Origin of the sequence: Nonomuraea sp. NPDC050394, from assembly GCF_044459065.1 — a bacterium.
Lineage (GTDB): Bacteria > Actinomycetota > Actinomycetes > Streptosporangiales > Streptosporangiaceae > Nonomuraea.
The window spans coordinates 285,632-298,755 of the sequence record NZ_JBITIO010000006.1 but is presented as its reverse complement, the minus strand read 5'-3'; the positions used below and the strand labels follow the sequence as shown (position 1 = coordinate 298,755).

Annotated in this window: 9 protein-coding genes; 4 read left to right on the top strand and 5 right to left on the bottom strand. The window is 71.8% G+C overall.

All coding sequences use genetic code 11. The features are described 5' to 3' along the window. Nucleotides 1-126: 126 nt before the first annotated feature. Nucleotides 127-573 (top strand): nitroreductase family deazaflavin-dependent oxidoreductase, encoded by a 447-nt coding sequence (locus tag ACIBKY_RS25170; RefSeq protein ID WP_397099956.1) that lies wholly within the window; start codon nucleotides 127-129, stop codon nucleotides 571-573. Between the two features lie 54 nt (nucleotides 574-627). Here the strand turns inward: ACIBKY_RS25170 and ACIBKY_RS25165 are convergent, their stop codons facing one another. Together ACIBKY_RS25165 and ACIBKY_RS25160 are read right to left on the bottom strand one after the other, a co-directional pair. After that, the gene (locus ACIBKY_RS25165; protein WP_397099954.1) at nucleotides 628-3,858 is read right to left on the bottom strand and encodes a S8 family peptidase; all 3,231 of its coding nucleotides are present in this window, start codon (nucleotides 3,856-3,858) and stop codon (nucleotides 628-630) included. Between the two features lie 351 nt (nucleotides 3,859-4,209). Continuing rightward, nucleotides 4,210-5,034, bottom strand: a complete 825-nt coding sequence (locus tag ACIBKY_RS25160; RefSeq protein WP_397099952.1) for an oxidoreductase — start codon at nucleotides 5,032-5,034, stop codon at nucleotides 4,210-4,212. 143 nt (nucleotides 5,035-5,177) lie between these two features. Between ACIBKY_RS25160 and ACIBKY_RS25155 the strand changes: the two genes are divergently transcribed. The 3 genes from ACIBKY_RS25155 (at nucleotide 5,178) to ACIBKY_RS25145 (ending at nucleotide 6,957) form a co-directional block, all read left to right on the top strand. Further along, nucleotides 5,178-5,882: a helix-turn-helix domain-containing protein gene (locus ACIBKY_RS25155; RefSeq protein ID WP_397099950.1), complete on the top strand. Its 705-nt coding sequence runs from the start codon at nucleotides 5,178-5,180 to the stop codon at nucleotides 5,880-5,882. A gap of 203 nt (nucleotides 5,883-6,085) precedes the next feature. Then, the gene (locus tag ACIBKY_RS25150; RefSeq protein ID WP_397099948.1) at nucleotides 6,086-6,415 is read left to right on the top strand and encodes a hypothetical protein; all 330 of its coding nucleotides are present in this window, start codon (nucleotides 6,086-6,088) and stop codon (nucleotides 6,413-6,415) included. A 179-nt stretch (nucleotides 6,416-6,594) separates the two neighbouring features. After that, the gene (locus ACIBKY_RS25145) at nucleotides 6,595-6,957 is read left to right on the top strand and encodes a hypothetical protein (RefSeq protein WP_397099946.1); all 363 of its coding nucleotides are present in this window, start codon (nucleotides 6,595-6,597) and stop codon (nucleotides 6,955-6,957) included. 69 nt (nucleotides 6,958-7,026) lie between these two features. On the opposite strand, the gene ACIBKY_RS25140 is transcribed toward ACIBKY_RS25145, so the two are convergent. The 3 genes from ACIBKY_RS25140 to ACIBKY_RS25130 all read right to left on the bottom strand — a co-directional run bounded on the left by ACIBKY_RS25140 (nucleotide 7,027) and on the right by ACIBKY_RS25130 (nucleotide 13,048). After that, nucleotides 7,027-7,560 carry a DUF1062 domain-containing protein gene (locus ACIBKY_RS25140; protein WP_397099945.1) on the bottom strand — a complete coding sequence of 178 codons (534 nt, stop codon included), beginning with the start codon at nucleotides 7,558-7,560 and terminating at the stop codon, nucleotides 7,027-7,029. A 204-nt stretch (nucleotides 7,561-7,764) separates the two neighbouring features. Next, a complete protein-coding gene (locus tag ACIBKY_RS25135; protein WP_397099943.1) occupies nucleotides 7,765-8,841 on the bottom strand; it encodes an ABC transporter substrate-binding protein in 1,077 nt (358 codons plus the stop codon). Nucleotides 8,842-8,893: 52 nt separating this feature from the next. After that, nucleotides 8,894-13,048 (bottom strand): amino acid adenylation domain-containing protein, encoded by a 4,155-nt coding sequence (locus tag ACIBKY_RS25130; RefSeq protein ID WP_397099941.1) that lies wholly within the window; start codon nucleotides 13,046-13,048, stop codon nucleotides 8,894-8,896. Nucleotides 13,049-13,124 lie beyond the last annotated feature (76 nt).

Below are 13,124 nucleotides of genomic sequence, written 5' to 3'. Positions count from 1 at the left end.
TCACGAACGCGGCGACACCCATACCCGCGATCTTCGCGATCTTGACGGGCTCCACATACGCGTGAGGATGTGTTGTGATCGTCTGATGGGACCGCCGTGCCGATGGGCGACGATGGGATGGACACGATGCCTCTAGAGGGCGAGTACGAGCCGAGTCCGCGGCAGTGGGTGCGCGACCAGGTCGAGCTGTACGAGAGCTCGGGCGGCACCGAGGGGACGACGCTCTGGGACACGGGACTGCCCGTGGTCATTGTCACGATGCGCGGCGCGAAGAGCGGCAAGGTCCGCAAGATCCCGCTGATGCGCGTGGAGCACGAGGGGCGGTACGCGGCCGTGGGCTCGAAGGGCGGATTCCCGGCTCACCCGGTCTGGTACTTCAACCTCAAGGCCAACCCGCACGTGGAACTCCAGGACGGGCCCGGACGCCAGAACATGACGGCCAGGGAGGTCACCGGGAAGGAGAGGGCCGAGTGGTGGGAGCGCGCGGTCGCCGCGTTTCCGCCGTACGCCGAATATCAGGAGAAGACCGACCGGCTGATCCCCGTCTTCGTGCTGGAGGCGGCCGGAAGCTGATCGCGCATAGGGCTGATCCGGTGGAGCTGCGGTTCCACCGGATCAGCCCGGGGCTCAGCGCACCCGGAACGCGCGCTCGACGGTCTGGGTGACCGTGGCGCCGGCGCTGTCACGTGCCGACAGCCGCAGGGAGACGGTGTCGCCCGAACGCGGCAGGTTCAGCAGGAGCGCGTGCCAGCTGTCGCGGCCCGTCGGCACGACCGCGACCCGATGCCAGGAGGTCCCGTTGGTGGATACCTCCGCGGTGACCTTGGTGATCGGCTTGGTCGCGCCCTCCATGCGCTGCAGCCGCAGCGGCAGGGTCATCAGACCCGGGCGGGTGGCGTTGTTCAGGTCGAGCTTGGGCTCGGCCCGCAGGACGAACACCGGCACCGGGCCCGCGCCCGCGGAGGTGAACGACCACTCGGTCGTGAGCTTGGACGACAGCTCGGTTGCCCTGGGGTCGGCCGTGCCCTCGACGCGGAGCTGGAAGCGCCCCGAGCCGGGCGTGGCGGGCAGGTTCACGGTGTAGTTGGGCAGCTGGCCGGCCGTCGCGACGACCTTGCCGTCGCGCAGCAGCGTGGTGGTGCCGTCGCCGTAGTCGCTGCTGCCGGTGACGCGGTCGCGCCCGGCCGCGTGCCACAGGGGCAGGTTGCCGACCTCGAACCCGGTGCCGGTCCTGGTGAACAGGGTCCGCTCACGCAGGGCCGTACCCACGACTCCCGAGTTCCACCGCTCGTGTTCCTCACGTCCGGCGCGGAAGGTACGCGCGGCGGCCTCCTCGATCGTCTGGTGAAGCCGTCCGCTCGGCATCGTCTCGAAGGCGCGCTCCCAGGGGATGCCGGGAGTGAAGTACCAGGCCTGGGTCACGGGCAGCGCGGTGACCACCTGGCTCCAGCCCGTGAAGCCGTCGCCGAGAGGCCCGCCCGCCATGGGTCCCGCGCCCGGCGCGCCGGTGGCTCCGGCCCGCAGGGTGGCGAGGTCGGCGCGTACCTTGCCCAGCTCGCGGTCACGTGTGCGCAGTTTCCCGGGAACCACGCCGTCCTTGCGCAGCACGAGGTTGTACACGTACGGGCTGTCGGTGAACCTGCCGTCCGAGCGCAGGGCGGCGAGCTGGGTGAACTTCTCGAAGCGGAACCCGGACGTCTTGGCCGTGGTGGGCGCGACGCGGAAGCGCAGCGGGTCGGGCGGGACGTTGCGCGGCAGGGAGAAGCGGTCGATGGAGAAACTCGCCGCCCACTCCTTGCCGTCCTGCCGCTTCTGGAAGAAGACGAACTCCTCCCCCGCCGTCCTGGCGTCGGGACGGTCGGTCTTGACCTCCATCATCTTGGCGGTCCTGGCATCGAAGACGACCTCACGGTCGGCCTTCACCTCCAGGCCGGTGATCGGCACGACGCTGAGTTCCGCGTGCCCGTCGGGGAACTGGGTCCGCATGACGGTGTAGGCCAGGTAGCGGCCGGCGGGCACGCGGATCGGGCCCTCGCTGTCGCCGTGGTTGATGCCCATCTGGATGAGCGGCCCGCCGTTCTCGGGCATCAGGGTCATCGGCATGAAGTCCTCGGAGTCGTCGGGGACGGTGCCGAGCTGGTCGATGAGCTTGACGTGCAGGTCGTAGCTCTCCGGCTCCTTGCCGAAGCTGATCAGCGTCGACAGGGCCACGCCCTCGGACGAGGCGGTGATCCGCCCGCCGTACGCGGTGGTGGAGGCCGCCTTGGGCGCGGCGGTCACGGTGACCGGGGCGGTACCGCCCGCCGGGACGGTGACCTGCGTGGCGCCCAGCGTGAACACACCCTGCGGCGCGGCCTTGCCCTCCAGGTCGGTGGCCTCCAGGGCGAGGTTCAGGGTGACGGGCGCGGTGCCGGCGTTGCGGTAGGTGAGGGTGCGCTCGATGGGCTTGTCCTCGTACGGCCAGCGCAGGTGACCGAAGGCGAGCGTGCCCGCGTCGGCCGTGACGCTCTGCCGTACCGCGTTGGCCACGTCGAGACGGCCGGTGCCGTACTCCCAGACGCTGCCACCGGTCTTGGCCGAGGTGACCAGGGCGGACTTGAGCTCGCGCGAGGTCCAGCCGGGGTGCTGCTGGGCGAGGATGGCCGCGGCGCCCGCGACGTGCGGGGTGGCCATCGAGGTGCCGGACATCCGTACGTGATCGGCGCCGCCCGCCTTGGCCGCGGCGATGGCCACGCCGGGAGCGGTCAGGTCGGGCTTGAGCGCGAAGTCGCCCGCACGGGGGCCACGGCTGGAGAAGCTCGCGAGCTTGTCGTCGGAGTCCACGGCGCCGACGGTGAGCGCCGCGTCGGCGCTGCCCGGGCTGCCCAGGCTGCCCGGCCGCGGGCCTTCGTTGCCCGCCGCGATGACGAAGAGGATGTCGCGCTCGGCGGAGTAGCGCTCGACCGCCTGCTCCAGCGGGTCCAGGCCGGCCTGGTCGGGAGCGCCGAGGCTCATGTTGATGACCTTGGCGCCCTGCTGGGCGGCCCAGTCGATGCCCTCGATGATGTCGGAGGTGTAGCCGCTGCCTCCGTCGTCGAGCACCTTGCCGTTGAGCAGCCGGGCGCCCGGCGCGACGCCCTTGCGCGCGGGCGTGCCCGCCGCGCCCTGACCGGCGATGGTGGCGGCCACGTGGGTGCCGTGACCGGCGCGGTCCATGGCGTCGGCGCTCTCGCTGAAGTTGGCCGAAGCGTCCACGCGCCCGGCCAGGTCGGGGTGGCGGTCGTCGACGCCGGTGTCCAGAACGGCCACCTTCACGCCCTCACCGGTGAAACCGGCCTTCCACGCCTCCGGGGCGCCGACCTGCGGCACGCTGCGGTCGAGCGTGGCCTTGACGGGGGCGTCCAGCCACACCTTCTGCACCGACCGGTCCTGGCTGAGCTGGGCCCAGGTGGCGCCGGCCGTGGCGACCGCGTTGATGGAGGCCAGCGGACGTGCTCCCGACAGCGCTGTCATCGGTGCCGCGCCCTGGCGGTACTGCACGATCAGCGGCAGCTGCTTCTCGCCGAGACCGTCCTTGATCAGCTGCGGAACCCGGAAGAGGTTGCGGTCGAGCGCTCCCCTGGCCACGTCGCCCGCGACGTCGAGCGGGATGAGCGTCCAGTCGTCCTTGGTGCCCTCGGTGATGTAGCGGACGTTCGTCCGCCCGGGACCGGCCGTGAAGGTGATCCGGCCGCGGTCGACGCTCACCCGGTCGCCGGTGACCAGCGTGACGCTCTTCGCGGCGGCAGTGTCGGGTGGGGGTGTTTCCGCGCTTGCCGACGGGGTCGCGGCCAGGGCCGCCGCGAGGACGGCCGCCGCGACTAAGGTTCTGCCTACCATGATTGTCTTCCTCTCTTCCTGACGAGGAGAGTCGATCAAGGGTGAGGTGCGCCGACAAGTAGTCACGGTGGCGGTTTCGGTCATGTCATAACTCCGCCACCGGGCACTCGCGGGCTCGTCGACGCCGGCCCGTGCCTTCGCGTATCCGATTGACGTCGGTTCGTTCCCCGATCGTCAATCTCACGGCCGGGCGACCCCCCGGACCGGCCTGTCCGAAACCCCGTGCTCGCGGCCGCGCCGACCTCGGGTTCTCCTGCGGCGGCTCACGACGCGCAGCGGCCGGCCGTCGCCGCGCACGTTCCCTTGTCCGAGGGGGTGATGAGCCGGCACGAGCACGAGTCGGTCGCCGGGCTACTTGCCGGCGAAGTTCGTGACGAGCTTGTCGAACTCGCGGTCCGTCAACGTCCTGTTGAGCTCCAGGAGCCGGTCGGCCATCCAGCCCACCGCGTAGCGCGTGGCGGGCTTGCCGGCCTCGATGGCCTCCCGGATCACGGTGGCGACGACGCCCGGGTCAGAACCCTGGGCGTCCTCACCGAGCTGCGACTCGGCGCGCTCGGCCATCGCCTCGGCCATGGCGCCGTAGGCGGTCGCGCCGGAGATCTCGCGCAGGTCCCGCGGCGTGTGGTCTTCGAACTCGGTCTTGATGATGCCGGGCTGGATGATCACGACGTCGATGCCGAACGGCTCGACCTCCATGCGCAGGGTGTCGGAGTAGGCCTCCAGCGCGTGCTTGGTCGCGTAGTACCAGCAGCCGAGCGGCAGCGCGATCTCGCCCCCGATGGAGGAGATGTTGATGATCGTGCCGGACCCCTGTTCACGCATGTACGGCAGGGCGAGCTGCACCAGCCGCGCGGGTGCGAACACGTTGACCTCGAACTGGTCGCGCGCCTGCTCGATGGAGACGTCCTCGGCCGCGCCGTGCAGCACGGTACCGGCGTTGTTGATCAGCACGTCGATGCGGCCCCGCTCCTCGGCGACGGTGCCGATGACCCGTTCCAGGTCCTCCGGCCGGCGTGCGTCCAGCGCCAGCGCGTGCCCGCCGGCGTCGCGGATGTCTTCCATCTGGTGTACGCGGCGGGCGGCGCCGTAGACGATGTGGCCGGCGCGGATGAGTTCGAGGGCGGTGGCCTTGCCGATCCCGGCGGAGGCGCCCGTGACGATGACGACCTTTTCCATGATGGCTCTCCTCTTCGTTCCGAGGAGAAGGCTAGGATCGCGCTTGCCCGAAGACAACTCACAAAACACATAACCGCTGGCAGATTCCACTATTCTGGCGCAATGAGCATGTAGCTGAGTGCAACAAGAGGAAGACGGATCACATGCCAGGAGACCGGCTGACGGCCGAGGAACGCCGCCGCATCGCCGAGGGGGTGTCGGCCGGTCTGACGTACGCGGAGATCGCCCGCAGGCTGGGCCGACCCAGATCCACCGTCACCCGCGAGATCGCCAGGAACGGCGGCCCGCACGGCTACCTGGCCGCCCGCGCGCAGCAGGCGACGAGCTGGCGCGCCCGGCGGCGCAGGCGAGCTCCCCACACCGGCGTCCCGGCCGCCCACGCCGGTGACACCCCCACGGTCAGGGAGTTCGAGGAGCGGTTCGTCGCCATGATGATCGAGAGCGGGATGGCGCCCATGACGGCCAAGGTGTTCGCCGCGCTGTTCATCAGCGAGGGCGGCAGCCTCACCACCGCCGAGCTGGTCCGGCACCTTCAGGTCAGCCCGGCGACCATCTCCCATGCCATCAGGTGGCTGGAGCTCAGGGAGATGGTCACCCGGGAGCGGGAAGCGCGCCGTATGCGGTACGTCGTCGACGTCGACGTCTGGTACCGCACCTGGTCGGCCAGCGCCCGCTCGATGGCGATGTGGGCCGCCACCGCCCGGCACGGGGCCGGGATCTTCGGCACCGGCACCCCCACGGGCGACCGGCTCCACACCACCAGCCAGTTCTTCGAACTTCTCGGCCACGACATGGCCCAGGCGGCCGAGCACTGGCGCCAGGCCCTGTCCATGCAACGCCGGCGGTGAACGTGCGGGCGCCCCTGTCACCGGCCCGCCACCATGCCGGAGCACGCCTGGGTGATATCCCCACCGTGATGTCCTGACCCCTCTGCCCCGGTACGCGGATGGCCGGTTCCGAGGTGATGGACGCGCGGACGGCGAACCCGGTCCCGCGGCCGGAGGATGCGACCCGTGACCTCGGTGAAACCGTCGTGGACCACACTGAGGGGATGCGCACCCTCCTCGCGCTGCTCGCGCTGCTCGCGCTGATCGCGCTGTCCGGCTGTGGCTCCAGTACGGCGCTGAGCCAGGCCGTCATCGACCAGGCCACCCGGCAGGGTGTGGCGCCCGAGCTGATGTACGTGGTGGAACTGCCCGGGTTCCAGCTGGCCGAGCAGTCGGTGGGCGCGGTCGGCGAGGACGGGTTCGGCGCCGTCTACACCTCCGCGGACGGCAGGCAGGTGGAGTTGCGGGTCGACCGGACACCGTACAGGTGCGCAGGGACCTGCGAGCGCGACGGCGACGGCGCGCCGATCCAGCCGACCGGCCCCGGCGGCTGAGCCCACCGGCGAGCCGGCCGGCCGATCGGCGAGCGGTACAGGCGATGGGGCACCCGCCCTTCCAGCGGCGGGTCAGCGAGTTGATTGGAATTGATTGTCTGTCCCGCGCGCCCTGAAGCCAATCAACACCCGGGTGGTAGACCGAGATCGACTCGCACTTCGCCGAACAGAGGAGATCCATGAAACGGATGATGAGCCTGGCCGCCATCGGCGCCGTGGCCGCCACCCTGTCCGCAACCGGTCCCGCGCAGGCCGAACCAGTCCTGCGGTCAAGCGCCACCGCCTCGTGCCCCAGCGGCGCGGTGTGCCTCCAGGAGCCGGACGGCTCCATAGCGCGCCGGAACATCTGGTACTCCTACGGGGCACACAACCTGTCCAACGTGATCGGCACCAAGATCCTCATCAACAGCCAGACCGGCGGAGCCGGCTTCCAGATATGCAAGGGCTACAACGGCGTTGATTGTTACCCCGTCCAGCGCGCCGTGGGCGCCTACGCCCCGTACGACTTCACGCCCATCAACTCGATCGTGCTGGTGCGCTAGCGCCGCCCGTCCCGATAGAACGCAGCCGTGAGGCCCGCCCTCTCACGGAGGGCGGGCCTCAGGTGCTGGTCAGTCCGCCGGCAGAACCATGAACGAGAAGTCTGTATTTATCCGTCGGACGAGGGATGTTTCGGATTTTATGCGGCGCTCGGCCTCGCCCCTGCTGATGCCCAGCCCCTGGGCGATCAGCTTGTCGGGCCGGACGGGAACCGGGTCGGCGAAGGACACCTCCACCGTCACCGGCCACCACGGATCCGGCGGTTCCGGCGGCGTGGCGAGGTGCCAGGCGTCCGTCCAGTCCAGGGTGAAGCGGTTGCGCCGGGCGAGGAGCGGGTCGAGCAACCAGCGCGCGACCAGCCCGGAATCGTTGTTCTCATAGGCCTGAAGGTCCGCGACCGAGCGGGCCGGAGTCCGCTCGTGCACGGTGAGTTTGCCGGTCCGGTCGCAGGCGACACAGCGGACCAGCAGCCAGACGTCGAGGAGCTTGCCGTTGGCGTTGACGCGGAACCGGCCCTCGCCCGTGGTGGCGGACGCGGCCCCGCAGCCGACGCAGCGCAGCGTCAGCAGGGGCAGGCGGGTGCGCCGGACGATCCAGGGCAGCACGACATGATCGGTATGAGGTTGTGAAGACATGATCTCTCTGAAGACCTGACGGGCACGCCGAAGCAGCCGGCGGCTGCGCGGCGTCGGGAAGCGGGGTCAGGTCTAAAGAGCGGGCGGGGTCAAGCCGATATCCTCACGTCGATGGCGTGACCGCACCCTAATGCCGCGTCCGGGGCCCGATCAACGCGTTTTCGCGTGGGGGCGTCAGCCCGTGTGGAGGATCCGGAAGCGGCCGGGTTCCGCGGGATCCCGGTCGGCGACCTGGATGGGCGGCCAGGCCCACTGCCAGACGCCGATGCCCGGCGTGCGGGAGAACCGGATCCGGCCGCGGGTGCCCTCGACCGCCACGTGCGGCCAGGATTTGGCGATGCCCGCCCGGTCCACGCCCTGGGAACGCAGAACCTCGGCCAGGACCGTGATCGTGTCGTAGCCCTCGAAGGCGACGAAGGAGGGCGCTTCGGCCAGCCGTTCGCGGAGGGCGGTCTCGACGCGTGCTCCCAGCGGGCCGAGGCGCTCGGGCAGGTAACGCAGGAACGGGATCCCGGCGCCGTCGTCGCCCAGCGCGCTCGCCCATCCGGCGAACTCCGGCTGCCCGGCCGGAGCACCGATCAAGATCTCGGACAGGCGGGGGTCGCGGCGCACGGCCTGGACGATCGGCACCGCCGGGTCCGGGTGGCCGACCAGGAGCAGGAGGGCGGTGGCGCCGTTTCCGGCGAGTTCGTCGCACACGTCCGCGGGGGTGAGCGTGCCCATGTCGAGGTCGATGACGGTGAGGTGGTCGCGGAGGATGCGGGTTCCCGACGCCCAGTAGACGCTCGGCTGGGCGGCCACGGCGATCCGGCTGTGGCCCGCGCCGAGGAGGAAGTCCGCGTAGATCCGCCAGCCGCGGGACTGCGCCGGAGCCAGGCGCGCGACCCAGTCCGCCGGCTGCTCGGTGAGCGCGTCGAGAACCGCTGACGAGCAGAGGTACGGCAGGCCGAGCGCATCGGCCCTGGCGGCGGCCGCACGGGCGACGACGCTGTGGTACTCCCCCGCCAAGGCCGCCACGCCGAGACCGGCCAGTTCGTCCACGGCCGCCGCGGCCTTCTCGGGATCGGCCGCGGTGTCTCTGACCACCAGTTCGAGTGGCCGTCCGCCGATCCCGCCGGTGTCGTTGACCTCGCCGGCGGCCAGCTCGAGTCCGGCCAGCAGGTGGCGGCCCGCTTCGGCCCACCCCGGCCGGGTCAGCGGGGCAAGAGCCCCGATCCGGACGGACGAGGCGTCGGCAGATGGCGTGTTCATGTGGTGGTGTCTCCCGTGTGACCCGGACCTTGATACTTGTGAGCTCGCCTATTCAATGCTGACCAGGGCCGGTGACGTCAAGCTCACCGGAGGCGATCAGGTGGGTGAGCAGGCCGTCCAGGAGGGCGGAGGCGGGCGGGCAGGTCAGCCCAGCTTCCGCCAGGGTGCGTTCGGTGCGGGAGCAGTCGAAGCCGGGGCCCTTGGCCGGGCCGTACTCGGTGAAGGATCGGGGGTAGGCGGCCACGGGGAGGGGTTCGCCGGCCGCCAGCCGCGCGCGTACCTCGGCCCGCCAGCCGGCGCCCGGGACCAGCCGTAGCGGGAAGCCGCGCTCCCGCAGGCCGGCGAGGATGTGGGCGGAGCTGAGCGTGTGCGGGTTGTAGTAGTGGAAGTCGCCGGTGGCGCCGCCGCGGGCGAGGTGGATGATCGCCGCCGCGACGTGGTCCACGGGGGTCATGTCGAACCGCTCGCCGTCGGGGACGGCGCCCAGCGTGAGGCAGGTGGCGAAGAACCTGCCCAGGAAGTCGCCGGGCGGGCAGGCGCCGGTGGCGGTGTCGCCGCTGATCCTGGCCGGTCGATGGATGCTCACCGGCAGCCCGGCGGCCCGCGCGGCGGCGGCGAGCCGGTCGGCGGCCCACTTGCTCTGGTCGTAGCCGGGGTGCAGCAGGTCCGGGTCGGGCAGCGGGTCGTCCTCGCGCACCACCCGCTCCCCCGGCGCCAGGTGGACGCCGAGCGTCGAGACCAGGTGCACGGGGATCGCGGCCGTGGCGGCCAGGCGGAGAATCTCCAGCGTGCCGCCGACGTTGGCCGGCCGCAGTCCCGTGTACGGCTTGGCGAAGTCCACCAGGCCGCCGCTGTGCACGATGAGGTCGAGGGACGCGGCCAGGTGGCCGAGCCGCCCGGCGAGTCCTTCCGCCGCCAGGTCACCCGGTTCTGGCACGATCATGCCGGCCAGCTCCGGTCTCCACAGGCCGTAGCGCTCCAGGCCGGCCCTGAGCCGCGCCCCCGGGTCGGACCCCCTGACCAGGCAGTGGACGGTGATCCCCGCCGAGGCCAGCCCGGCCAGCAGGTACGCCCCCAGGAACCCGGTGCCCCCGGTCAGCAGCACCCGCCGTGGCGCCGGAACGCGACCCGGCACCCGAGCGACCACCACGTCGTCCGGCAGCACCGCGTCCGCCCGCACGTCCGGCCCGCGCACCGCCTGCCCGTCCAGGCGGGCGGCCAGTTCGGCGAGGTCGGCGGCGGCGAAGAAGACGTCGAGCCCGACCGGCCGCCCGGTGCGCGCGGCGATCCGCCCGGCGGTCTTGGGCGTGAGCAGCGAGTGGCCGCCCAGGTCGAAGAAGTTGTCCCGGCGCCCCACGGGCACGCCGAGCGTCTCCTCCCACACCGCGGCCACGGCCCGCTCGGTGGGGGTACGCGGGCTCTCGTACGGCACCGCCTCCACCTCGGGCAGCGGCAACGCCCGGTAGTCGATCTTCCCGTGCGGTGTCATGGGCACCGCGTCGAGCATGACCAGGTCGTGCGGCACCATGCCGGCCGGGAGCTTGCCGGCCAGGAAGGTACGCAGCTCGGCCCGGGTGATCCGGTCCCCGGTGAGGTAGGCGACCAGCCGCCCGCCCACCCCGGTGACCACGGCCTCCCGTACGCCTTCGTGAGCAAGGCAGGCCGCCTCGACCTCGGCCGGTTCGACCCGCACGCCGTTGATCTTGAGCTGCCGGTCGTCGCGTCCCAGGAACTCCAGGTTCCCGTCGGCGCGGCGGATGGCCCGGTCCCCGGTGCGGTAGACGCGCTCGCCGCGGAAGGTGACGAAGCGCTCGGCGGTCAGCTCGGGCCGCCCCAGATACCCTTCGGCCAGGCACGGCCCGCCCAGATACAACTCGCCGGGCGCCCCGATGGGCGCGAGCGCGCCGTGACGGTCCAGGACATAGGCCCGCACGTGCGGCAGCGGCCTGCCGATCGGCAGGTGGGGACGCGGGCCGAGTTCCGACCCGTCGACCGTCCGGTAGACGGTCGCGCACACGGTCGCCTCGGTGGGGCCGTAGTGGTTGAAGAACGACAGGCGTCCGCCGGTGAGCCGGGCCCAGGTGCGCAGCCGGTCCACGGGCACGCTCTCGCCGCCGACCATGACCGTGGTCAGCGGCCCCGGCTCCACCGCGTCCCGGCCGGCCAGGTCGTCCACCCACTGCCGCCAGAGCGCGGTGGGCGCGTCCACCATCGTGATGCCGTGCCGGGCGCACAGGTCCAGCGCCTCCGGTCCGGTCAGCGCGAAGGGCGAGGGGTGCAGCACGATGGCGGCGCCGCTGAGGAAGGCCGGGTACAGGTCGCCGGCCGAGGCGTCGAAGCTGAGCGGCGGCACCATGAGCACCCGCTGGCCGGGGCCGAATCCGTGGAGGTCGATGAAGGCCCGTGCGAGCCGTACGACGGTGTCGTGCGCCACGACGACGCCCTTCGGCGCGCCCGTGGAACCCGAGGTGTAGATCACGTAGGCGGGACCACCGGACGGCTCACGCTGAGGCGCGGGCAGATCGTCCTGACGCGTGGGCAGATCGTGCACCGACGTGCCGATCGCGACCGCGGCGCCGCAGTCGGCCATGAGCGCGGCCAGCCGGTCGGCGGGCTGGTCCGGGTCGAGGGGCACGTAGGTCGCGCCGGCCTTGAGGGTGCCGAGCAGCGCGACGATCGCCTCGGGGCTCGCCTTGAGGCACACGGCCACCCGCGCGCCGGGCCGTACGCCTCGCTCGCGCAGGTCCTCGGCCAGTTCGGCCGCGCGCGCGTCCAGCTCCGCGTAGGTGAGCACGTCGCCGGGGGTGATCACCGCGGGAGCTAGCGGCGTACGGCGGGCCTGGGCGGCGATCAGCTCCTCCAGCCGCGGCGTCGGCCCGGCCACCGGCGCGCCGGAGCCCAGCAGCATCGCCCGCTCTCGCGGCGCGAGCATGTCCAGCTCGCTCAGCCTGGCCTCCGGCCGGGCGGGCATCTCCCGCAGCAGCCGCTCCAGATGCGTGGCCAGGCGGGCGACGGACCCGGCGTCGAAGCGCTCCGTGCTGTAGGTGATCACCAGGTTGAGCGCGTCCGTGCCGACGACCACGTCCAGGGCCAGGTCGAACGTGGCCCGCTCCGGCCCCGTCCCCATCATCTCGCCGACCAGCTCGCCCAGCCGCAGCGGCTGCTCGCCGACGAGCCCGAGCATGAGCATGGTCTGAAATATCGGCGTACGCGCGGGATCGCGGTCCACGCCGAGATCACCGACGACCTGCTCGAAGGGCACCGAGGCGTTGGAGAACCCGCGCAGCAGCCGCTTGCGCACCCGTTTGAGCAGCTCGCCAACGGTCGGGTCACCGTCCAGCGCGGCGCGGACGGCCAGCGTGTTGATGAACAGGCCGAAGACGTCCTCGAACTCCTCGCGGTCCCGTCCCGCGACCGGCGTGCCGACGCAGAAGTCCTCCTGGCCGGTGTGACGCATGAGCAGGGTCTGGTAGGCGGCCATCACCACCATGAACGGCGTGCACCGCCGGGCTCTGGCCAGTTCGGCGACGCCGTTCCAGACCTCGATCGGCATCGTGTGGACGAGCTTGGCGCCGGCGGTGCTCCTGACCGCCGCCCGCGGCCGGTCGGCCGCCAGTTCCAGCACGGGCACCCCGTCGAGCTCGGCCCGCCAGAACGCCCGCTGCTCCTCGTGCTCCTGCCCGCGGCGCGTCGCGGCGTAGTCCCGGTACGGCGGGGCCTGCCGCGCCGGCGGTGCCTCCCGGCCCGCGGCGAAGGCGGTGTAGAGCTCGTCGAGCTGCGGGAACATGACACGTTCCACCGACCAGGCGTCCCCGATGAGGTGGTGCATGGTCATGACCAGCACCTGGTCGGCGGGAGCCACCCGCAGGAGCGAAGCCCTGAACAGGGGCCCCCGGGCGACGTCGAAGGAGGCGTCGGCACGGGCGGAGATCAGGCCGGCGAGCCCGGCCTCGTCCGTCTCGACGACCTCCAGGTCAACCGGTCCGGCCGGCCGTACCTCCGCCACGGGGGTCTCGCCCACCTCGGGGAAGACGGTGCGCAGCGACTCGTGGCGGGCGGCCAGCTCGCCGAGGGCGCGTGTGAGGGCGGCGGCGTCGAGCGGGCCCCTCAACCGGGCCGCGACCACCATCGTGTAGCTGGAGTCGCCGCCGGCCAGGCGGTCCAGGAACCACATCCGCTCTTGCGCGGGTGACAGGGTGGCGAACATCGTGGCCAATACTCCCTTTGCGGGTGCGTGCGTTCTGACCCCGGACCTGACAAATTTTCTTATAGGAAAGTTTCCT